The following is a 22,161-nucleotide window of genomic DNA, read 5'->3' as shown; positions in this document are numbered from 1 at the left end:
CCGCCCTGATCTTTTCTGTTGTCTGGTCTGCTGGTCAGAAAAAGAAAAGGAGGCAAGGAAGAATCCTTGACCTCCTGACAATCTGGTGCCTGGGGCGGGAGTCGGACCCGCACTGCCTTGCGGCAACGGGATTTTAAGTCCCGGGTGTCTACCAGTTCCACCACCCAGGCGACTACGGCAAAATATACTAATTTTTAATCATTGCCAATCAGTACTATGTGTTCATATCATCTTATTCGATGTCAATAGCATAATTTTCATGCAAATTTACATACATTTCCATCTGAAATATTTATTTTCGAGGTACAAACGTATGATGATACGGCGGATTCTGGCTTGGCTGCCGACAAAAGCTGGTTCAAGGCGATAGGGACCGTTGGAGAACAACGCATCAAACAGCAAAAGACGGCAACTGACGTTGAGACCAGACGCTATCGTTAAGTAGCGTATAAGTTAGGAATGTTTCCCATTGCAAGTTCGCAATCGGCATGGTTTATAGCAGGGTTTATCTAGCTCATTCCGGGGCTTGGAGATTTCGAACAGTCACCGCCGACATTCATCGATCTGCAGATCGGTGCAATGCCGGCACAGGCGGCCAGGCTTGTTTGCCGAGGCCTGACGCGCTTCAGCGGCTGCGCAGCTGGAGCGCCCGATACATCTCGTATTTTACCACCGGAGGTTTCTCCCTGCGGCCGATATGACAGGGTAGAGGGACGTGTATTTTGCAAGTGGCTCGTACGTGCAATACACTTCATCCGGTGAGGATAAATGAAGGCCTATAGTCTGAATGAAGGAGATTAGATATATGGTTGATGAAAATCTTTGTAGGATCCCACCCGGAACCCCGGTGCTAGTTACTGGAGCAACCGGTTTTACCGGGATTAATTTAACGAAAAAGCTCGTCTCCGCCGGATCGAGGGTCAGCGCTGTTGCAAGAAAAAGCTCTGACGTAACTCCATTGAACAATCTCGATATCCGATGGGTTAGAGGAGAAGTTTTCGATGAGAGGACAATTGTCGAAGCCGTGGCCGGCCAGGAATACATATTTCATCTCGCAGCGGCCTTCAGGGAGGCAAAGAGCACTCGACAGGATTATTGGAACGTCCATGTGAAAAGTACCCAGCTGCTTGTGGGAGAAGCACTCAAACAACCATCGTTCAAGCGCTATATTCATACTTCGACGGTCGGTGTTCACGGCCATATCTCCACTCCTCCGGCAACGGAAGAATATCCGTTCAGCCCTGGAGATGATTATCAATCGACAAAACTCGAAGCCGAACTCTGGCTGAAAGATTTTGCACAAAAGAATACAGTACCGTACACCATCATCAGGCCGGCGGCTATTTATGGTCCTGGAGACAGGCGTCTGTTGAAGCTGTTCAAAATGGCGCTCAAGCCATTATTTCCATTGTTGGGAAACGGAAAATGTCTGTACCATCTCGTTCATGTGGATGACTTGACGAATGCCATGCTGGTAGCGGCCACGCATCCGAAAGCGGTAGGAGAGGCCTTTATCTGTGGGGCGGAGGAATCTATCGGTATTGCCGATATTGCCGCCATCGTAGCAGGCTATTTCGGGAAAAAAAGTACGGTGGTGCGTCTTCCGATTGGACCGTTTTATCTTCTTGGTGATCTGTGTGAGATGATTTGCAAGCCATTTCACATAGAACCGCCTATATATCGGAGAAGGGCCGCGTTCTACTCAAAGGACAGGAGTTTTGATGTCAGCAAGATGAAAAATGTACTTGATTATCTTCCCCGGCATAAGAATAAGGAAGGTATTATAGATACGGCTCGGTGGTATGCAGATCAGGGGTGGCTTAGGCCGTAATTCTACTATCAGACGGTACTGTTCAATGAGAACCATAACGGTCCTTGGTAATAATTCAGGAAGAAACGCTGGTGATAACGCGATATTGGGCAATCTGCTCGATGATTTTGCCCTTTTCCGTCAGGATATTCATTTTCGAATACCCTCTCTCGACCCCGCTTTCATAAAAAAACATTTCGGCCGTCATTCCGTGGAGCCGATGGGGCTCATGCCGTGGAATCTGGCCTTGAAAAATTTCGGCCTGCCACTCTATCTGGCGATGACTCGAACCGAGATGGTTTTGATAACGGACAATATCCTGTTTGATCGAAAGCTGCATAATCCCTTTGTGAATTATCTCAAATCAATATCCCTGTTTTCTGATGGCTGTTTCAAGCGTGGGATACCGATTGTCTTCTACAATGCCAGCATAGGTCCTATCGATCATCCCGCAGGGCGGGAGGCCCTGCAAAAAGTGATGAATGCCAGCAGGTTGGTGATCGCCAGAGATTGCAATACCAGGAATCTGATCGAAAAATTGAATATTTCCCATCCCGAAATTGTTATAAATGCGGATTGTGCGCTCAACACGCCAGTGCCTTCAGAGGAGCGTATGGCTGCAATTATACGACAAAAAGATCTCTTTAAGGGTGCAAACGGAACGATAGGAATGAATGTCAACGCGTATATCGACAACTGGAGCAAGCCTGGCGCATTGACGAGGAAGGATTTTGTCAGGATTATCGGCTGTACGGTTGACAACCTCATCGAAAAACTGGATGTCGATGTTCTTTTTACCGTTACTCAGGTCATGGACCTGAAGATTACTGATGAATGCGTGCAGCAGATGAAGAACAAAGATAAGGTGCGCATTGTAACCAATAGCGAGTTTACCTATCAAGAGATAGCCGGATTACTGCAGAGATTGGATATCCATGCCGGATTGCGCACCCACACACTCATCTTTTGTGCAGCGGTCAATACCCCAATGGTGAATATCAACGCCTATCCCAAAAGTGCCGGGTTTATGCGAACGATTGGACAGGGCGATTGGACGATAAATTTTGAGGATCTTTCCGTCGAAAATCTTTCACAGATAATGTTGAAAGCGTGGGAGCAAAGAGGTCAAACCAGAGAAAATATGTTACCTCTTGTAAATGTGGAAAAGAACAAGGCGCGGAATAGTGTCAGACTGGTCTCCGACATACTCGATGGAATATGATTGATCGATGCGTTATTTTTCATTCGCAACCGCAGAATCCTTAAATCCCGTTGTTGGCCACATGGTACGCGGAGGGTTGTTTTTTGTTGGTTGAATCTCCTTTCCTCACATCTCATAGAAAGAGCGATAATATATAAACCATAATTTCGGCAAGGGCGGATGGAGGGTTCAATTTCCAACATCTTTTTCTTGTCTTTCATATTCATAACCGAGGCCTGCGCTTGACTGACACCATCTCCCCATCACCTTCCACCTTTGAAGAAACGGCGGATATCGCATCTGCATCGGATGATTATGCCACTCGATTTTCCGGTCCCGTCGGTGATTATTTTCTCCAGACCCAGACCCGGCTGACTCTCGATCTGCTGAAGGATCTGCCCGGCGCCTCGGTCCTGGACGTCGGCGGCGGTCATGCTCAACTCACCAGACCATTGATAGACAACGGCTATAAAGTGACGGTCACCGGCAGTGCCGACATCTGCCGGGTACGAGTAGATCGCAGTTGTGAACCGCTCAGTTTCCAGTATATAACCTGTGACAGCCTGAATCTTCCTTTCAGAGACAGGGAATTCGATGTTGTCATGGCCTTTCGTCTTTTGCCGCACATCAATCAGTGGCAACGATTTTTACAAGAGATGTGCCGTGTGGCCGGCAAGGTTGTTATCCTCGATTACGCAGACAGAAGAAGTGCCAATATCCTCTACGATCTCCTCTTCGAAATCAAGAAGAGCATGGAAGGAAATACCAGGGACTATATCCTTTTTACCAGAAAGCAGTTGAGTGACGTACTGCAGGCAAATCACTTCAAAACACCACTATTCAAACCAGAATTTTTCCTGCCCATGGTGATTCATCGCAAATTGAACAATCCGCTGGTGTCGCGAACCGTCGAGGCGGTTTTTCGCGCTGTCGGTGTCACGAAAATCTTCGGATCTCCAATCATTCTGCGCAGCGATCGGCACCGGTGACCTCCCTGCCGACCGCCCGGGCTCTCTGTGCCGAACCGAAGACCACGACCTGAAGCCGATCAACGGATGAGGATACATTCACCTTGAAGATCCTGCTCATCGCCCCGCAGCCTTTCTACCAGGACCGAGGCACCCCGATCGCCGTGAGGCTCCTCGCCCGGACACTCGGCGAACAGGGCCATGCCGTCCACCTGCTGGTGTTTCATGAGGGAGAGGATATCGCCATCCCGAATGTCACGATCCACCGGAGTGCCGCGGTTTTCGGAATCAAAGACATCAAGTCGGGCCTCACCCTGAAAAAGCTGGTCTGTGATGTTTTTGTCGCCGTCAAGGCCATCCGACTGGCCAGGGCCCATAGGTTCGATTGCCTCCATGCCGTGGAAGAGGGCGTTTTCATCGCCATGATGGTCAACAAATTATTCGCGATCCCCTACGTGTACGATATGGATTCGCTGATGTCCCTGCAGATCATCGAAAAATTTCCGTCGCTGCGGCCGCTGCGTTGTTCGATGGAGTGGGTGGAGAAGAAGGCCGTACTCTCCAGCAATGGGGTTGTCGCCGTATGCCGGGCCCTCGAGGATACCGCCCGGCGATATGCCCCGGACAAGCTTATCGTCCGGCTGGAAGACATCTCCCTGGTCGAAGGTGAGGCGGGGGAGGCCGAAGATCTGCGGCAACGACTGGGGATTGCCGGGCTCATGCTGATGTATGTCGGCAATCTGGAGAAATATCAAGGCATCGACCTGTTGCTCGAGGGTTTTCGGCAGGCCTCGGGGCAGCAGGACAACCTCAACCTGGTGATCATCGGCGGCAGCCAGGGCGATATCGAGGCCTACCGGCAACAGGCACAACGGGCAGGGATTGCCGACCGGGTCTTTTTCTGCGGCCCACGGCCGGTCGAGATGCTCGGCTCCTATCTCCGCCAGGCGGATATCCTCGTGTCCCCCCGCACCCAGGGGAACAACACCCCGATGAAGATCTATTCCTACCTCGATTCCGGTCGGCCGGTTCTGGCGACGAAACTGGCGACCCATACCCAGGTGCTGGATGACACCATCTCGTATCTCGTCGAACCGGTAACCGGGGCGATGGCCCAAGGGATACTGACGTTGGCCGGCAATGCCGAACTGCGAAGCCGGTTGGGCGCGAGGGCGAGAGACCGGGTGCGGGACGAATACTCCCTCCCCGTGTTCAAGAAGAAAGTGGCGGATTTCTATCGCCGGCTGTCGATCTCCTGACGGCGGGCACCAGCCGATGGCCGTTGCCGGCCGCGCCGGCCTCCGGTTCCCCTCGTCAGGAGGCGCACCGATCAGCCCGCCGCGCTGGCGCCGTTTTCAATACCTGGCCTCGCGGATGATGGCCAGCATCTCCCGCACCGCCTGGTCCAGGCCGGTATAGACCGCTCGGGAAATAATGGCGTGGCCGATGGACAGTTCGTCGATCCCTTCCAGCGCCGCGATCGGGGCGGTGTTGCGGTAGTCGAGCCCATGCCCGGCGTTGACCCGCAGGCCGATGCGGCAGGCCTCCTCGACGGCGGCGGCCACCAGTTGGAATTCCTGGTCGCGGGCCAGTTCGGTGGCGGCATCGCAGTACCGGCCGGTATGGATCTCGACGAAGGTCGCGCCGATGTCGTTGGCGGCCTCGATCTGGGCGGGGTCGGGGTCGATGAAGATCGACACCGGGATGTCGCGGGCGGCCATGCTCTTCACCGTCTGGGCCAGCTTGCGTTTCTGGGCGATGACGTTGAGTCCGCCCTCGGTGGTCAGTTCCTGGCGCTTTTCCGGCACCAGGGTGACCAGGTCCGGCTTGAGTTCGAGGGCGAAGTCGATGATCTCCCTGTTGGCGCCCATCTCGAGGTTGAGCCGGGTCTTGATCGTCCGGCGCAGGAGCAGGACGTCGCGGTCCTGGATATGGCGCCGGTCTTCCCGCAGGTGGACGACGATGCCGGAGGCCCCGGCCAGTTCACAGATGGCGGCGGCGGCGACGGGATCGGGTTCGATGGTGCCACGGGCCTGGCGGATGGTGGCGACATGGTCGACGTTGATGGCAAGGGAAGGCATGGGGAATCTCCTGTGGTTGGTAAGGCGTGCAAGCAGTTGTTCTTCTCTCGCCTGCATCCGCTGTTCTTCCTCTTCCGATCGCTCGTGATCGTAGCCGAGCAGGTGCAGCAGGCCGTGGGTCACGAGCCAGATCAACCGGTGTCCGAAGCTCTGACTGAATTCTTTCGCCTCGCGACCGGCAGTGTCAAGGGAAATGACGATGTCGCCGAGTTCCTCGATCGGCAGTCCGGCAAGGGCGGGATCGATGCCGTCGGCAAAGGGAAAGGACAGCACGTTGGTCGGCTGGTCCTTGTGGCGGTAGCGTCGGTTCAGCTCCTGAATCTCGGCGTCGGCGACGAGGTGCAGGCTGACGGTGCGGTCACCGGCGTCGCAGTGCCGCAGCAGCTGTTCCGCCTGGCGTAGCAGCCGCCGCCGGTTGACGAGGGTGGCGGCGCGGGGATGATTGGTCGACAGGGCTATCGGCACGGCGGCAGGGTGGTTCGGTGGAGCGGGATTGGCGGGGAGTTCGGCCTGAAATGGACGACGAGGGCCCCTGGCGGCGGCGCTGCGACCGGCGTCTCAGCTGGAAAGCGTTTCATAGGCCTGGATGATCTTCTGGACCAGCGGGTGGCGGACGACGTCGATCTTCGAGAAACTGCAGAAGGCGATGCCCTCGACCTGCTTGAGGATATGACGGGCCTCGAGCAGGCCGGAGTGCTTCTTGATCGGCAGGTCGACCTGGGTGCTGTCGCCGGTGATGACGGCGCGGGAATCGAAGCCGATGCGGGTGAGAAACATCTTCATCTGCTCGCGCGTGGTATTCTGGGCCTCGTCGAGGATGATGAAGGCGTTGCTCAGGGTCCGGCCGCGCATGAAGGCGAGGGGGGCGACCTCGATGATTCCCTGCTCGATCATGTCGAAGCTCTTCTCCGGCCCGAGCATGTCGTGCAGGGCGTCATACAGCGGGCGCAGATAGGGGTTGACCTTCTGGGCCAGATCGCCGGGCAGGAAGCCGAGCTTCTCGCCGGCCTCGACCGCCGGACGGGTCAGGATGATCGACCGGACCTGGCCGCTGACCAGCGCCGAAACGGCCATCGCCACCGCCAGGTAGGTCTTGCCGGTGCCGGCCGGGCCGATGCCGAAGACGATGTCGTTGCTGCGGATGGCGTCGATATAGATCTTCTGGTTCGGGGTCTTCGGCGAGATGATCCGATTGTTGGTGGTGACGTAGACCTTGTCGAGAAAGATCTTGTCGAGCCGCGCCTTGGCCGAGGAGCCGAGGATCTTCAGGCCGAAGGCGAAGTCGGAGCTGAACACCGGGTGGCCCCGGCCGATCAGGTCGTAGAGCTGGGTCAGCAGTTCGACGGCGATTTCGACATCATGGCGAAAGCCGGTGACCTGCACATCGTTGCCGCGCACGTTGATCTTGACGTTGACGCTCTCTTCGACGATGTGCAGGTTCCGGTTCAGGTCGCCGTACAGAACGCTGGCGCTGGCGTTGTCGAGGAAATTCAGGTCCTGGCTGATCTGCTGTGGAGGCATGGTCCCGTTACTTGCCCGCCTTGGCCAGCTCTTCATCGATCATCGCCTGGAATCCCTCGGGCGATCGCTGCTTCAGCTTCCGGCCATTGATATAGAGGGTGGGGGTGCCGGTGACCCCTGCTTTCTGGGCGTCGGACATGTCCTTGCCGAGTTTCTGGCGGAGCAGCGGCGAATTCCGGTCGCTTTCGAATCGGGTCATATCCAGGCCCAGGTCCTGGGCAATCTTGGTGATGACCTCGGGGCTGAGCTGGGGGGCGGCAAAGAGCCTGTCGTGGAATTCCCAGAACTTGCCCTGCTCGCCTGCGGCCAGGGCGGCAATCGCTGCCGGTTCGGCCATCTGGTGAAACTGCAGCGGCATGTTTTTGAAGATGAGCTTGACCTTGCCCTTGTTCTTCTCGTAGACCTGCTCGAGCACTGGATTGAGCTTGATACAGTATGGGCATTGAAAATCGGTGAACACGATGATGCTCACCGGGGCCGCGGCGTCACCCTTGACCGGGGAGCCGGCGGTGTCGATGGTGATAACGAAATCCAGGGCGATGGCGGTGAAGGAGGAGGCATCCTGGTCGATGAGGTAGAGAAATTCCCCCTGGGGCGAGATATCGATCGCCTTGACTCCCTTGGCAACGGGTATCCTGCCCTGAATCGCCCCCGCCTGGTCATGGACCACGATCTGCTGCTGATCGTTGAGGATGAAGGTGTACTTGCCGTCGAGCGAGCGAACCAGATGCAGGGGTTTGCCGGAAGTGGCCCAGGTTTCCTGCTGGATCCATTCCAGTTTGTCGTCCTTGCCGGTATAGGTTGCGGCCGAGGCCTGGGGGCCGACGGCAATGAGCAGTGAAAGAACAGTTGTCGGTAAAAAAGTGGAGTATCGCATGGAAAAATCCTCTCGATGGGCAGCAGAATTCAGGAAAAAAATGAAAAGGCTGGGTAAAAACGAAAAAAAACAGGGTTATTGCCAACAGCATCTGCCATTGTTATTCTTTTTGTGAAGATTGCAACGCTTTTTATCGGTGAATACTGACTTTTTCCTGAATTGATGCCGGTATCGTCGAAAAAGAACTGGAAAGAGCGGGATCGAGATGGTAGTTATTACAAGTTTACCTGTCCGGAAATCCATTCCCGGGCCGTGTGTACCGCCTTGACGGGGTGAGTGATGTGAATTACTCATGACATCTGGAAAAAATTCGATTCGTGCCCGGTTCGGTGCTCGCCAGATGCCGGCAACCATGTCGCACCGGACGGATCGCCAGGCGTGACCGCACGGCAGATGTTCGAAATTCTCCGTTGACAACGGGAGAATTGTAATACTGACAGACATGAATTCCCGAGCGAGGGTGGCGGAACTGGTAGACGCACCAGACTTAGGATCTGGCGCCTTGGCGTGGGGGTTCGACTCCCCCCTCTCGCACCATGTGATTGATATTCCGGATAACGTCGGATTTTCCGCGGTTGGGCCCGTCGGCTGCGATGCCGGCGGAAAAATGTTGGTAAAAACGATATGTTGGTGTCACAACCATATAACTAAACTGAAAGGATGAAATTTCATGGAAGTACGTGTCGAAGACATAAGCACCTTGACGAAAAAAATCACTGTCACCCTGCCCGAAGATGTAGTCCAACCGAAGCTCGACGAGGCCTATGAGAAGCTGCGGAAGGACATTAAAATCAAAGGATTCAGAAAAGGTAAGGTGCCGCGCACGATCATTGTGAAGACCTACAAACCTCAGGTCGAGGCCGAAGTGGGTGAAAAGCTTGTCCAGGATACGTATTTCGACGCCATTGAAAAGGAAGGTGTCGACCCGGTCGTGCATCCGGAGATCTCCAGCGTCAAATACAACGACGACGGGACCTTCACGTACGTGGCCAATGTCGATACCAAACCCCGGTTCGAACTTGGCGGCTACAAGGGTATCGAGGTCGAGAAGGCGCCGGTGATAGTTACCGAGGAGGAAATCGAGGCCGAGCTCAAGGCGATGCAGAAGAACATGGCGGTGCTGCAGACCGTCGATGACCGGGTGATTGCCGAAGGCGATGTCGTGGTCATCGATTTCCAGGGTTTCCACAAGGGCAACCCCATCAAGCAGGTGAAGAACGAAGATTATTCGGTCGATGTCGGGGCGGGCCGTATGGGCAGGGAATTCGAGGAAAAACTGGTCGGCATGCACAAGGACGAGGAAGGCTCGCACACCGTCAATTTCCCGGAAAAACATCCCAATCCGCTGTTGGCCGGCAAGGAAGTGGAGTTCAGGATCAAGGTCAAGGATATCAAGGAGCGGGTCCTGGCCGAGCTTGATGACGATTTTGCCAAGGATGTCAATAAGTCATTCAACACCTTGGAAGAACTGAAGAATTCGATCCGTGAGCGTTGTCTCCGCGACAAGGAGCACGCTGCGGAAGGGGCATTCACCGATAAGATCATGGAGAAGATTCTCGAGGGGCACGAGTTCGAGGTCCCCCACCGGCTGGTCGCCTTCGAGATCGACCAGATGATCAAGCAGACCGAGCAGACCCTGATGAAGAGCGGCATCAGCCTCGAGGTCGCCGGTCTCAACCGCGAGGATCTGGCCAAGCAGCATGTCGAAATGGCGACCAAGCGGGTCCGGGGTGATTTCATCCTCAAGAAGATCGCCGAGGTCGAGGGGATCAAGGTCAACGACGAGGATCTCGAGCGGGGATTCAAGCGGATCGGCGACCAGTACAACATGACGGTGGACAAGGTGAAGGAGTTCTTCCAGAGTCGGGACGATCTTCTTCCCTTCATGAATGAACTCTTGAACGAGAAGATCCTGCACTTCCTCAGGGACGAGGCTGTTGTCGTCGCCCCGGCGGAGCCGCTTGCCCAGGAAGCCTGATCGTATCCCGAAAAGAGGGATTAGCGAAAGAAACAAGCGGACGCCGCCCAGGGCACCGCACTGTGAATTTCAATCTGGACGACTGCAATGGGCCCCTGCCTCTTGCAGTCGTACCGTTTCAGGAGTGTTGCCATGAATTTAGTACCGATGGTGGTGGAACAGAGTCCCCGGGGAGAGCGTGCCTATGACATCTACTCCCGGCTGCTCAAGGAACGGATCATCTTTCTCGGGTCCGGGGTCAACGATGACGTCGCCAATGTCGTCATCGCCCAGCTCCTGTTCCTGGAGGCCGAGGATCCGGAGAAGGATATCACCTTTTATATCAACTCCCCCGGTGGTTCGGTCACGGCCGGGATGGCGATCTATGACACCATGCAATACGTCAAGTGCGATATCGCCACGCTCTGCATGGGACAGGCGGCATCGATGGGGGCGCTGCTCCTCGCCGCCGGCACCCACGGCAAACGCTATTCCCTGCCCAATTCCCGGATCATGATCCATCAGCCGATGGGCGGTTTCCAGGGGCAGGCGACGGATGTCGACATCCATGCCCGTGAGATCCTGCGGATGCGCGAGGACCTGAACCGGATACTCGCCCATCACACCGGACAGACGATGAAGCGGATCAAGGCCGACACCGAGCGCGACAACTTTATGAGTGCCGGCGATGCCAAGGAATATGGTATTATTGACAAGGTACTTGTAAAACGTGAAGATGTAGCTGAGGAAAAATAATATGGCTGACAACAAGATCAATGAGCCGCAATGCAACTGTTCGTTCTGCGGCAAGCACCAGAGCGAAGTGCAGAAGCTCATTGCCGGCCCGAATGTATACATATGTGACGAGTGCATCGAGCTCTGCAACGAGATCGTTCGCGAGGAGGGCGGAGGGCACGGCCAGGCAGAGGAGGTGCGGCCCGCATCGCTCAAGCCGATGGAGATCAAGGCCCATCTCGACTCCTACGTCATCGGTCAGGAATACGCGAAAAAGGTGCTCTCCGTCGCCGTGCACAACCACTACAAACGGATCGACGCCCCGCCGGACAACGAGCAGGTCGAACTGCAGAAATCGAACATCATCCTGATCGGCCCTACCGGGTCGGGAAAGACGCTGGTGGCCCAGACCCTGGCCCGGATCCTCAATGTCCCGTTCTGCATGGCCGATGCGACGACCCTGACCGAGGCCGGCTATGTCGGCGAAGATGTCGAGAACATCCTCGTCAACCTGCTGCAGGCTGCCGATTTCGATATCGAAAGGGCGCAGCGGGGCATCATCTATATCGATGAGATCGACAAGATCGCGCGCAAATCCGACAGTCCGTCGCTCACCCGCGATGTCTCGGGCGAAGGGGTGCAGCAGGCCCTGTTGAAGATCGTCGAGGGGACCGTCGCCTCGATCCCGCCCAAGGGGGGACGCAAGCATCCGCAGCAGGACCTGGTGAAAATCGATACCACCAATATCCTCTTTATCTGCGGCGGGGCGTTCGTCGGTCTGGAGAACGTGATCAAGCGGCGGCAGGGCACGAAATCGATCGGTTTCGGCGCCAAGGTGATTGCCGAGCCGAAGAAAAAGATCGGTGAGCTGCTGGCCACGGTCCGGCCCGAGGATCTGCTGAAATTCGGCCTGATCCCCGAACTGGTCGGACGGCTGCCGGTGATCGCGACGATGGAGGAACTCGTCGAGGAGGATCTTGTCCGCATTCTCCGCGAACCGAAGAACGCGCTGACCAAGCAGTACCAGAAGCTCTTCGACCTGGAGGGCATCAGGCTGCGCTTCACTGAAGGGGCCCTGTCGGCCATTGCCAAAAAGGCGTTGGAGCGCAAATCGGGGGCCCGCGGGTTGCGTTCGGTGATGGAGGCGGCGATGCTCGACGTGATGTACGATCTGCCCTCGAAGAGCAATGTCCAGGAGTGCGTCATCAGCGAACAAGTGATCACCAACGGCGATTATCCGGTCATCCTCTACGGGCCGGACGAAAAGTTGAAGACCGCCTGAGAGGTCTTTTGCCACACGAGCATTCAGGAAAAAAAGGAGATTTTGTGACAAAGCTTTATCCACTCATGCCCCTTCGCGATATTGTCATTTTCCCGCATATGGTGGCGCCGCTGGTCGTCGGAAGGAAACGCTCCATCCAGGCCCTCGAGGATGCAATGGAAAAACGGACCGAGATCCTGCTGGTCGCCCAGAAGGATTCGACGATCGATGAACCGAGCGAGAAGGAAATCTACTCCTACGGCACCCTGGCCTCGGTGATGCAGCTGCTGCGCCTGCCCGACGGGACGATCAAGGCCCTGGTCGAAGGCAAGACCAAGGCCCGGATCGTCTCCTTCGTCCCCCATGACCTCTTCCTCCAGGCAGAGGTCGAGGAGATCCCCGATGTCGTCGAAAAAACCAGCGAACTGCTGGCCTACGAGCGGGAACTGCGGCGGTTCTTCGACGAATTTGCCAATACCAACAAGAAGATCGCCAAGGAAGTGGTGAAGTCGGTCAACAGCATCGAGGATTCATCCAAGCTGGTCGACGTGATCTGCGCCCACCTGCCGCTGCGGGCCGAGGAGAAACAGGAGATCCTCGAGAGCGAGACCCTGATCGCGCGGATCGAGAAGGTGCTCGAGATCATCTACCGGGAGATCGAGCTCGGCGAACTGGAGAAGGCCATCAATGCCAAGGTCAAGATGCGGATGGGCAAGACCCAGCGCAACTATTACCTCGGCGAGAAGGTGCGCGAGATCCAGACCGAGATGGGCCAGAATGAGAACGGCCTTGACGAGCTGGCCGAGCTGGAGGAGTTGATCAACAAGAAGAAGATGCCGCTCCAGGCCCGGGAGAAGGCCCTCAAGGAACTGAAGAAGCTGAAGAACATGCCGCCGATGTCGGCGGAGACGACCGTCGTGCGCAACTATATCGACTGCATCGTCAACCTCCCCTGGCAGAAGAAGACCAAGTCGCACATCGATATCAACAAGGCCGAGCAGATCCTCGACGAGGATCATTACGGCCTCGACAAGCCGAAGGTGCGGATCCTCGAGTACCTGGCGGTGCAGGCCCAGGTCAAGAAGATCAAGGGACCGATCCTCTGTCTGGTCGGGCCGCCCGGTGTCGGCAAGACCTCGATCTGCCGGTCGATCGCCCGGGCGATGGGGCGGCAGTTCGCCCGCCTGTCCCTGGGCGGGGTGCGCGACGAGGCCGAGATACGGGGGCATCGCCGCACCTATATCGGGGCGATGCCGGGCAAGATCATCCAGTCGATGCAGAAGGTCAACGTCGCCAATCCCGTCTTCTGTCTCGACGAGGTGGACAAGATGTCGATGGATTTCCGCGGCGACCCCTCTTCGGCCCTGCTCGAGGTCCTCGATCCCGAGCAGAACGTCGCCTTCAACGACCACTATCTCGACATCGACTATGATCTGTCCGAGGTCTTCTTCATCACCACCGCCAACAACCTGCACGGCATCCCGCTGCCGCTCCAGGACCGGATGGAGATCATCCAGCTCAGCGGTTATACCGAGGAAGAAAAGCTGAAGATCGCCGAAGGCTTCCTGATACCGAAACAGTTGGAGGAGAACGGTTTCAAGCCCGGCGACATTCAGCTCACCGACGGGGCGATCCTCGAGATCATCCGCCGCTACACCCGTGAGGCCGGTGTCCGGAACCTCGAGCGCAGCATCGCCAGCCTGTGTCGCAAGGTGGCGCGCGATCGTCTCAAGAAGAACCTGAAGACCAAGAAATACCGGATCAACGCCCAGGCCGTTCTCGGCTATCTCGGCACCCCGAAGTACCGGTACGGGCTGGCCGAGGAGCAGGATGAGATCGGGTTGACGACCGGGCTGGCCTGGACCGAGGTCGGCGGTGAACTGCTGCAGATCGAGACGACCCTGATGCCCGGGGCCGGCAAGCTGATCATCACCGGCAAGCTGGGCGATGTCATGCAGGAGTCGGCCCAGGCCGCGCTCAGTTACGTGCGTTCGCGGGCCGGTCTGCTCGGGTTGGAGCCGGATTTCTACCAGAAGCTCGATATCCATATCCACGTCCCGGAGGGTGCGATCCCGAAGGATGGGCCGTCCGCCGGCATCACCATCGCCACGACCCTGGTGTCGGCGCTGGTCAAGGCTCCGGTCCGGCATAAACTGGCGATGACCGGTGAGATCACACTCAGGGGCAGGGTGCTCCCCATCGGCGGGCTGACCGAAAAGCTGCTGGCCGCGAAGCGGGGAAATATAACCCATGTGCTGATCCCGAGAGACAACGAACGCGATCTCAACGACGTCCCGCTCAAGATACGAAAGAAGTTGACGATCGATCTGGTTGAACACATGGACGAGGTCCTGCGCCATGCGATCGTGATGAAGGAGGGCGAGAGTCTGTTCAAACGTCCTCAGAACATTGAGATTTCCAGGAAAACAGCGGCGGTTTTATAATAGTTCCCACCGCGTTTTTTGCTTGACGGGGGTAGGCGAAGCTGGTAAAAACTCCCTCACGCTTTGGTTGCGAGGGCGGGTAGCTCAGCTGGGAGAGCATCGGCCTTACAAGCCGAGGGTCACAGGTTCGATCCCTGTTCCGCCCACCACAATCAGACCTTATTCGGGGTCGTAGTTCAGTTGGTTAGAATGCCGGCCTGTCACGCCGGATGTCGCCGGTTCGAGCCCGGTCGGCCCCGCCAGCATAATCAAGGGTTTCAGTCATTACGGCTGAAACCCTTTTTTTATTGCGCACGCGGCAGGGCGCACCTGCCTGGAGGTGAATGTCGTTATTTCGGGAGATAGCGAGAAATCCCGTACTTTGCCGCTGGACCCGTGCTTTGCACGGGAGATTTCTCCCTGCAGCCAAAATGACAGGGCGGCAAAGGTCCAAATGACAATATATTCAGACGTTCATTTTGCAAGAGGCCTAATATAATTGTTGCTAAAACACACTGCTTTGTTAATAATTCTTGAAAAGCTTGCTTCGGTTATATTTAATCCAGAAAACTTCAAATAAATAACATAAGGATGTTAAGTGAAAAGCATTCAGCCGGTTCTTACGAGCCCGGTTGACGCAAAGACAATTTTTCGGACACAAACTTGATAAAGGATAGTACGCATTAACCAGATGAATCTGAAATATTGTTGTATTTTTTATCCTGTCATATACTCTTTTTGTGTTGTTTCTGATCAGCGAGCGTGGTGACATCCGTTACACCACAAACTCACTAACCGGTTCTGGAGATAAAACATATGAACAGACTATTAAGTGCTTTTGTTGTCATCTTTATTATTTTTCTGCTTAATAGTTGCGGAGAGGTAGACGATCTGGTCGATTCAGTTTCGGGATCCGATGATGAGTCCGCTGCGTCGAACGAAAATCCTCGCAAAGATGTCACTCCGACTACTACCACTCCGACTACTACCACTCCGACTACTACCACTCCAACTACTGGAACGAAGACCAGTACGGACCCCACTGCCTCCTACCCCAATGTCGCCGGCCATGGAATTCTCTGGAAACCGGTTTCGGATTCAGATAAAAAACTGGCTGTTCTGCTGAAGTCGTCGTATGGAGTTCCTACGGTAAACGTTCTGGATGCAAACAAAAACTTAATCGAGAAAGGGAGATTCGTTTACAAATCGAACCCGGATAGGGCTACGTACCGCTTTTCCCGTTCAGGAGGTGCATTTCCCAAACCGTGTCTTATACAGGTTGGGGGAGAAATTTTCAGAGTTCCGAATGGTTCAAATCGATATGAATAGAAATTTCGATCAGCCTGGATGCTTGTGATAATTCCTTTGGGCATGCAGTGACCACGAAGTGAAGTCAGCGGCCGAAAATGGGCTCAAGTGAGCTCGTCGGAGGCCGCTGACTGTTGTGAGTATGCCGCCAACTCCATATAAAAATCTCCTTCGTCCTTCCGACACGGTCATGTCGAGGTTGCGATATTCCTCGTCCAATTTTCATGCGTTGCCACCGTGTACGCCCTGACAAGCGGCAGGCAACTCTTGATACGTCATCACCAGGTATTTGGCATCCGGTTGCCGCTGTGGCAACCGGATGCGTAGTAACCGGATGAACCTTTTGTCGCTTTGCTCCGCCGCACTGCCGCGAATCTGTCGGGCAGCTATCCGAAAAATCCGCTGATGCCCCATGTGATGTAATCTTGCTTCAGCCCTCAAGCCGGTCCTTGCCTGTGTGATTCCCGTGTTCGTCCGTATATCTCGGTTTATTCTTTATTAACAGGAGGATGTATTCAGAAAGCCGATGGAATATTTTCAGTGAACGGATGCTGGTTTGTATTGACGTTCACGTAAAAGTATCGTTAGCCATCGCAATAGGTTTTCGATCCCCGTTGTGTCCGGATCACTGGTATTGCCGATGAGGTGAGACACCCATGCGGCCTTGGACCGGCAAACCGTCGCGCTGATTGTCTTCGACGACACTATCTTCCGGTGTCGCCAATCAATTGCGTTGTTCTGATCCGAAACACTGCATTGCCCCTGACAGGTGCATTGAGCTACCCGTAAATGGAGAAATCGCCATGGCATCTCAAGCTATCCTTATTGACAGCGCGTGTGCCCCCTCGCCCGAACTGTTGAGCAAATCTCAGGTTTTTCAACTGGGGATGAAGATCAAACTCGACGATCAACACTATACAGATGGCGAGGATCTTGACCTTGAACACTTTTACGGCCAGATCGATAAGGTCAAGGACTTCAGTGCCACACCGCCTCTTGTCCGGGATATCAAGAAAACCTGCGAGGACCTGAAGAAAAAAGGATATTCGTCGATCATCTCCATCCATGTCTCTTCGAAAATGTCAAAGCTTATTGAGACCTGTGAGAATGCGGGGGACATGGTCAGTGGCGTGGACATCGAGCTGATCGACAGCCAAAATCTCTCGGTTGGCGCCAATCTGATCGCCGAAAGGGTGATCGAGCTGATCGACATCGGCATGCCGACGAATGACGTAATTTCCCTGCTTCCTGAAATTCGCAAATCATCCTACATGCAAATCTCCTTGTCGACTTTGAAATATCCGGTCAAGAATAAAAGGATTGGTCGGGTGCAAGGCTTGTTAGGGGCGATGCTCAAGGTGAGGCCGATTCTCGGTCTCGACAGCGATGGGTATCTTACCACCTTGACGACGGAGCGAGGCGGTAATCGGGTGGTTGAACGAATTGCAGAAAATGCCCTGAGCTTTTTGGAAAAACGACCGCACAACAGGAAAATTTGCATGACCTGGGGCTTTGATGAGAATCATCAGCAGGTCGGTCGTGTTTTTCAAAGTTTCTCACAACATATCGGCAAGAATGGTGATCGGCACTTTAACGTGTCAAAAAGTCGAATGTGGCCGACACTCGCCTGCAACTGCGGGCCCGAGGCGTACGGATTTGCCGTCTATGGCGAGGAACACCCGCTCGGCTGATTTCAACTCGCCTGCGGTTGGAAAGCGGCATTGACATGGTGTATTATGTGAGTATCTGTTCATATATAGACTCACTCTTCGGGTACCAGGAGAACACCTGGTGCAGCTCCACTTTGACAGTGAGGGCAGTGGAAGTCTGCGCGAACCGTACAGGCGTGTTCGTCGGACAAGAGCCGCGGGATATGTCGAGGTGGTTACCCGGAAAATTGTCCGATCTGTTCCATATCCAGGGGACTCGGGATGGGTGAAGATTTCACCAGACATTCCGGCAAGAAACCTCGCATGAGGACAAAATCTGCCGGAACTGCTCGCGGAACAGCGGTGATCCGGCGTCAAATCCGGTCGCTGCAGGGGGTATGGTTGGGCGAAAAATAAAATATACACAATGGGTGTGGTTCGCTCCGACGGTCCATGTGCCCCCTGCTGCGGGGGCCGGGGGCAAGGACGAACTACAAAGGTGGAGATGATGCTGCCGGATTGCAGGGAGTGGGTTGAAGACGGCAAAGTGAGGTCTTCCGGTCGGGATAGACGCTGTTCCGACAAGGACAGGGAAGCGGTGCTGAACGACGGTGACCGCGGCGGTACTGGAGGCAGGCTGTTTCCCGCCACGGCGATTGCTCCTTACAACCGGAGGGACGACGACGGAGGCGAGGCGGGGGCCGGCAGCGATCCCGCCATGCGGTTGCCTCCATCCCTGCAAGCCGGGCAACCGGCGGCCAGGGTGCAACCTGATCGGTCCGGACCGGTGCTGCAGGCGGCGCTGTTTCGCGTCTCGGGGATGGATTGCGGTGATTGCGCCGCCAAACTGGAACGAAAGATCGCGGCGATGGTCGGGGTGAGATCGGCGACGATCAATTTCGGTGCCGGCAAGCTGTCGGTCGAACACGATCTCGATGATGCCGTCATCATGGAGGCGGTCAGGAATGCCGGCTACCAGGCTGAAAGGGTGGACAATATCCATCGTCCACCATTGGCCGGGCCCAGCTGGTGGAAGGATATGCGGACTGTCGCGACCGTTGCCTCGGGGGTATTGCTGGGGGTGGCGGCCGTATGCGATCGGCTTGGGTTGCCGACCGGTGTTGTCATCCCGCTGTATGTTGTGACCGCCATCACCGGCGGGTACCAGGCCGCCAGGAGCGGGTTCTACAGTCTTCGCGCCCTGTCATTCGATATGAATTTTCTGATGACCGCCGCCGTAGTCGGTGCCGCGATCATCGGCGAATGGAGCGAAGGGGCTACGGTGGCCTTTCTGTTCTCGCTGGGCAATACGCTCCAGGCCTACACCCTCGACAAAACCCGCAGGTCCATCCAGTCATTGATGGAACTGGCGCCGCTGGAGGCCACGGTGCACAGGCAGGAAGGGGACGTCCGCCTGCCCGTCGAGGCTATAGTGGTCGGCGATGTGGTGATCGTCAAACCCGGCGAGCGGATCGCCATGGATGGGATCGTTCGCAGCGGGGTCTCGGCGGTCAACCAGGCGGCCATCACCGGTGAATCGATCCCGGTTGAAAAGGCGGTCGACGATCCGGTGTATGCCGGGACTGTCAACGAACACGGCGCCCTGGAAGTCACCGTCACGAAAACTGCCGACCATTCCACCCTGGCGAGAATCGCGCACCTGGTTGAGGAAGCCCAGCGGCAAAAGGCGCCATCGCAGCAGTTTGTCGATGTCTTCGCCAGATACTATACCCCGCTCGTACTGGCAGCGGCGGCCGCGGTCATGGTCCTGCCGTGGCTGATCTTTCACCAGCCCTTTGCTCCGTGGTTTTATAACGGACTGGTGCTGCTGGTCATATCCTGTCCCTGCGCGCTGATCATTTCCACGCCGGTATCCATCGTCTGTGCCATCGGCAACGCCTCCCGGCGCGGAGTGCTCATCAAGGGCGGCGCCTATCTGGAGCAGATGGGATCGGTAACCGCTGTGGCCTTCGATAAAACCGGAACCTTGACCCAGGGGCGTCCGGCGGTTACCGATATCATCGCGGTACATGGTATTTCCGAAGGTGAGTTGCTGGCCATCGCCGCCGGTATCGAGAAATGGTCCGAGCATCCCCTGGCCCAGGCCGTTGTCGAACGGGCCAAGGGGGTTGTCCTGAAATCGGCGACCCATTTCAAGGCGTTGGTCGGGCGGGGGGCGCAGGCCCGGATAAACGGGCAGACGATGTATGTCGGCAACCTCCGCCTGTTCGAGGAACTCGGTTGCGATCTGGGGCCGAATGAGCCCGTCCTGGCCGATCTGGAACAGCAGGGAAAGACCGTCATCCTGGTGGGCGATCGGGAAACACTCCATGGGATGATTGCGGTGGCCGATACGATCCGCCAGGACAGCAACGAGGCGTTGCTGGCCCTGCATCGGCTGGGGGTGCGGCATATCAGCATGCTGACGGGCGACAATCGGCGAGTGGCCGCCGCCATAGCCCGCCATCTCAGCCTCGATGCGGTGTACAGCGAACTGTTGCCGGAAGACAAAGTCGCCACGGTCAGGAAAATTGCCTCCGAGCACGGCAACGTGGTCATGGTCGGCGACGGGGTGAACGACGCCCCCGCCCTGGCAGTGTCCACCGTCGGGGTGGCCATGGGGGTGGCGGGATCGGATGTGGCGCTGGAGACGGCGGATGTGGCCCTGATGACCGATGACCTGGGCAAACTCGCCTATCTCATCCGGCTCAGTCACAAGACGGTGGCGATCATCAAGCAGAATATCGTCTTCTCCGTCCTGATCAAATTCACTTTCCTGGCCTTGCTGGTCGCCGGCATGGCCAATCTGTGGCTCGCCGTCTTCGCCGATATGGGGGCATCGCTTCTGGTTATCCTGAACGGTATGCGGTTGATGCGCCGGTTGCAGGACACCTGAGCCGGAGGGCGGCACACATGCCGGCCGCGCTCCCCGGATTTTTGCTATTTGACACGCGAGGGCGCCGTGGCTGACGCGTTTCACACGGTAAAGCTGTTATTTTCAACCCCGATGTGGAGTTCAGGTTCGCCAGTTATCAGATACTGACGGATCGAATGGAAGGTTCCCGCTTTCACGGGATGAGAGAGCTGATCTGCTTGAGTAAAGCGGCAGTTGGTCATAAACCGGGTATCAGCATAGCAGATGGTTCGGGTTTAGTGGCCATGTCGTTTCTCGGCCTCATCAACGATAATTCCACCAACCACGCCTGCCGCGCCACCGATTACCGCCCCGGTGGCCGCACTACCGCCGGACATCGCTCCTACCGCGGCGCCGGCGCCGGCGCCGATGGCCCCACCGCTCAACATCCGCTGTTCGGTCGGGCTCATGCCGGCGCAGCCGGCGACTGAGATCATCAGTATGGTCGCCGCTACCACTTTAGGGGCCGTTACGAAATAACCGTTACATTTTTCACCATTTCGTTACGGCCCCTAAGCGGCCGCGATCATCGAGGAAAGGCCGCCTGCTCCCTGATGTTCAGGGCGGCCTTTCCGTCCCTCTTCATCGTTGACCGGAGCAAATTCAGCATTACGTTATCCATGAGGCGTATCGATCAACCGCTCCTTTCGACGGTTGCACATCGCCCCCGGCATGGCCGTTTTCTGCCGCAGATCACCAGCGAGGAGGAGACTGCCGCCGGCGACGCTCAACAGGTCATTTGTCGATGAAAGGGAGGAAGTCATGTTCATACCTATTCGACGTTATGCAGCTGGCTTGGCAGTGGCGCTGCTGCTGGCCGGCTGCACCACCCAACAAGATCCTATCGTTATAGACTCAGGCAGCAGAGATCCGGGAACCCAGGTGGCCAGAGGCGGCGAGGTGCTGAAGCTGACGGGGGCCGGCATCGCGATCGGGCAGAAACTCCCGGCCACCGAACTCGTCGATGCGACGACCATGAAACCGGTCAACCTGGCCGAGAGCCAGGGGGCTGTTCTGTTCCTCAGTATCGTTCCGTCGATCGATACCAAGGTCTGTGAGACCCAGACCCACTATCTGGGAGAGCAGGGCGATAAACTCCCGGCGACCGTCAAGCGGATTACCGTGAGTCGTGACACACCTTTCGCCCAGGCCCGTTTCGCGAAGGAAGCAAAGCTGGAGGATGTGCAGTACCTCTCCGATTACAAGGAAGGGGCTTTCGGCCGGTCTCTCGGCCTTCTCATCGAGAGCTCGCGGCTGCTGGCGCGATCTGTTATACTGGTCGATACGCAGGGAGTGGTGCGGTATATCCAGGTGGTGCCCGACACGACGCATCTGCCGGATATGGAAAAGGCATTCACCGAGGCTGCCACCCTGGCCAACCGGCCTTGAGTCCGGCCGCCGGCGGGAAAAACATCGCCCCGGCGGTGCCCGCCAACTCCGCTAGTTCCTTCGCAGG

16 protein-coding genes and 4 tRNA genes are annotated in these 22,161 nt (G+C 56.3%); 14 read left to right on the top strand and 6 right to left on the bottom strand.

The genetic code is table 11. The annotated features are described in order from the left end of the window. Nucleotides 1–83 precede the first annotated feature (83 nt). Nucleotides 84–170 (bottom strand) — tRNA-Leu (locus tag ACWGKN_RS12990). Nucleotides 171–805: 635 nt separating this feature from the next. Here ACWGKN_RS12990 and ACWGKN_RS12985 point away from each other — a divergent pair. The 4 genes from ACWGKN_RS12985 to ACWGKN_RS12970 all read left to right on the top strand — a co-directional run bounded on the left by ACWGKN_RS12985 (nucleotide 806) and on the right by ACWGKN_RS12970 (nucleotide 5,238). Beyond that, nucleotides 806–1,831: an NAD-dependent epimerase/dehydratase family protein gene (locus ACWGKN_RS12985; RefSeq protein ID WP_035230121.1), complete on the top strand. Its 1,026-nt coding sequence runs from the start codon at nucleotides 806–808 to the stop codon at nucleotides 1,829–1,831. 25 nt (nucleotides 1,832–1,856) lie between these two features. Further along, nucleotides 1,857–3,032, top strand: coding sequence for a polysaccharide pyruvyl transferase family protein (locus ACWGKN_RS12980; protein ID WP_452095417.1), 1,176 nt, complete (start codon nucleotides 1,857–1,859; stop codon nucleotides 3,030–3,032). A 221-nt stretch (nucleotides 3,033–3,253) separates the two neighbouring features. Then, entirely contained in the window at nucleotides 3,254–4,000 is a 747-nt protein-coding gene (locus ACWGKN_RS12975; protein WP_424256329.1) for a class I SAM-dependent methyltransferase, read from the top strand. A gap of 83 nt (nucleotides 4,001–4,083) precedes the next feature. Further along, nucleotides 4,084–5,238, top strand: coding sequence for a glycosyltransferase family 4 protein (locus ACWGKN_RS12970; RefSeq protein WP_424256328.1), 1,155 nt, complete (start codon nucleotides 4,084–4,086; stop codon nucleotides 5,236–5,238). A gap of 96 nt (nucleotides 5,239–5,334) precedes the next feature. Here the strand turns inward: ACWGKN_RS12970 and ACWGKN_RS12965 are convergent, their stop codons facing one another. The 3 genes from ACWGKN_RS12965 to ACWGKN_RS12955 form a co-directional block, all read right to left on the bottom strand. Continuing rightward, entirely contained in the window at nucleotides 5,335–6,525 is a 1,191-nt protein-coding gene (locus ACWGKN_RS12965; protein WP_452095416.1) for a pyridoxine 5'-phosphate synthase, read from the bottom strand. A gap of 93 nt (nucleotides 6,526–6,618) precedes the next feature. Beyond that, complete coding sequence (locus ACWGKN_RS12960) at nucleotides 6,619–7,617, bottom strand: PhoH family protein (protein ID WP_452095415.1); 999 nt, start codon at nucleotides 7,615–7,617, stop codon at nucleotides 6,619–6,621. Continuing rightward, a complete protein-coding gene (locus ACWGKN_RS12955) occupies nucleotides 7,589–8,458 on the bottom strand; it encodes a thioredoxin domain-containing protein (RefSeq protein WP_035230057.1) in 870 nt (289 codons plus the stop codon). Before ACWGKN_RS12955 ends, ACWGKN_RS12960 begins: the two co-directional genes overlap by 29 nt. Nucleotides 8,459–8,912: 454 nt before the next feature. Here ACWGKN_RS12955 and ACWGKN_RS12950 point away from each other — a divergent pair. The 9 genes from ACWGKN_RS12950 (at nucleotide 8,913) to ACWGKN_RS12910 (ending at nucleotide 20,687) form a co-directional block, all read left to right on the top strand. Then, nucleotides 8,913–8,995, top strand: a tRNA-Leu gene (locus tag ACWGKN_RS12950). 133 nt (nucleotides 8,996–9,128) lie between these two features. Further along, nucleotides 9,129–10,436 carry a trigger factor gene (gene tig / locus ACWGKN_RS12945; RefSeq protein WP_424256325.1) on the top strand — a complete coding sequence of 436 codons (1,308 nt, stop codon included), beginning with the start codon at nucleotides 9,129–9,131 and terminating at the stop codon, nucleotides 10,434–10,436. Between the two features lie 132 nt (nucleotides 10,437–10,568). Then, entirely contained in the window at nucleotides 10,569–11,171 is a 603-nt protein-coding gene (gene clpP / locus ACWGKN_RS12940; RefSeq protein ID WP_035230054.1) for an ATP-dependent Clp endopeptidase proteolytic subunit ClpP, read from the top strand. Nucleotide 11,172: 1 nt separating this feature from the next. Then, nucleotides 11,173–12,432 (top strand): ATP-dependent Clp protease ATP-binding subunit ClpX, encoded by a 1,260-nt coding sequence (gene clpX / locus ACWGKN_RS12935; RefSeq protein WP_452095414.1) that lies wholly within the window; start codon nucleotides 11,173–11,175, stop codon nucleotides 12,430–12,432. A gap of 65 nt (nucleotides 12,433–12,497) precedes the next feature. Further along, nucleotides 12,498–14,855, top strand: a complete 2,358-nt coding sequence (lon, locus tag ACWGKN_RS12930; protein WP_052160000.1) for an endopeptidase La — start codon at nucleotides 12,498–12,500, stop codon at nucleotides 14,853–14,855. Nucleotides 14,856–14,928: 73 nt separating this feature from the next. Further along, nucleotides 14,929–15,004 (top strand) — tRNA-Val (locus tag ACWGKN_RS12925). Between the two features lie 16 nt (nucleotides 15,005–15,020). Beyond that, nucleotides 15,021–15,097, top strand: a tRNA-Asp gene (locus ACWGKN_RS12920). Between the two features lie 1,848 nt (nucleotides 15,098–16,945). After that, nucleotides 16,946–17,833 (top strand): DegV family protein, encoded by an 888-nt coding sequence (locus ACWGKN_RS12915; protein ID WP_452095413.1) that lies wholly within the window; start codon nucleotides 16,946–16,948, stop codon nucleotides 17,831–17,833. 463 nt (nucleotides 17,834–18,296) lie between these two features. Then, nucleotides 18,297–20,687 (top strand): heavy metal translocating P-type ATPase, encoded by a 2,391-nt coding sequence (locus ACWGKN_RS12910; RefSeq protein WP_452095412.1) that lies wholly within the window; start codon nucleotides 18,297–18,299, stop codon nucleotides 20,685–20,687. Between the two features lie 254 nt (nucleotides 20,688–20,941). On the opposite strand, the gene ACWGKN_RS12905 is transcribed toward ACWGKN_RS12910, so the two are convergent. Both ACWGKN_RS12905 and ACWGKN_RS12900 read right to left on the bottom strand, forming a co-directional pair. Continuing rightward, nucleotides 20,942–21,142, bottom strand: coding sequence for a hypothetical protein (locus ACWGKN_RS12905; RefSeq protein WP_424256323.1), 201 nt, complete (start codon nucleotides 21,140–21,142; stop codon nucleotides 20,942–20,944). Nucleotides 21,143–21,319: 177 nt separating this feature from the next. Then, on the bottom strand, nucleotides 21,320–21,469 hold the full coding sequence (locus tag ACWGKN_RS12900; protein WP_452095411.1) for a hypothetical protein: 150 nt from the start codon (nucleotides 21,467–21,469) through the stop codon (nucleotides 21,320–21,322). Here ACWGKN_RS12900 and ACWGKN_RS12895 point away from each other — a divergent pair. After that, nucleotides 21,468–22,094 (top strand): thiol peroxidase, encoded by a 627-nt coding sequence (locus ACWGKN_RS12895; RefSeq protein WP_452095410.1) that lies wholly within the window; start codon nucleotides 21,468–21,470, stop codon nucleotides 22,092–22,094. The genes ACWGKN_RS12900 and ACWGKN_RS12895 overlap by 2 nt on opposite strands. Nucleotides 22,095–22,161: the final 67 nt, after the last annotated feature.

This window comes from Desulfoprunum sp. (assembly GCF_053613775.1).
Note: the sequence above shows the minus strand (reverse complement) of the source record. Positions and strands in the feature narration are given on the sequence as shown.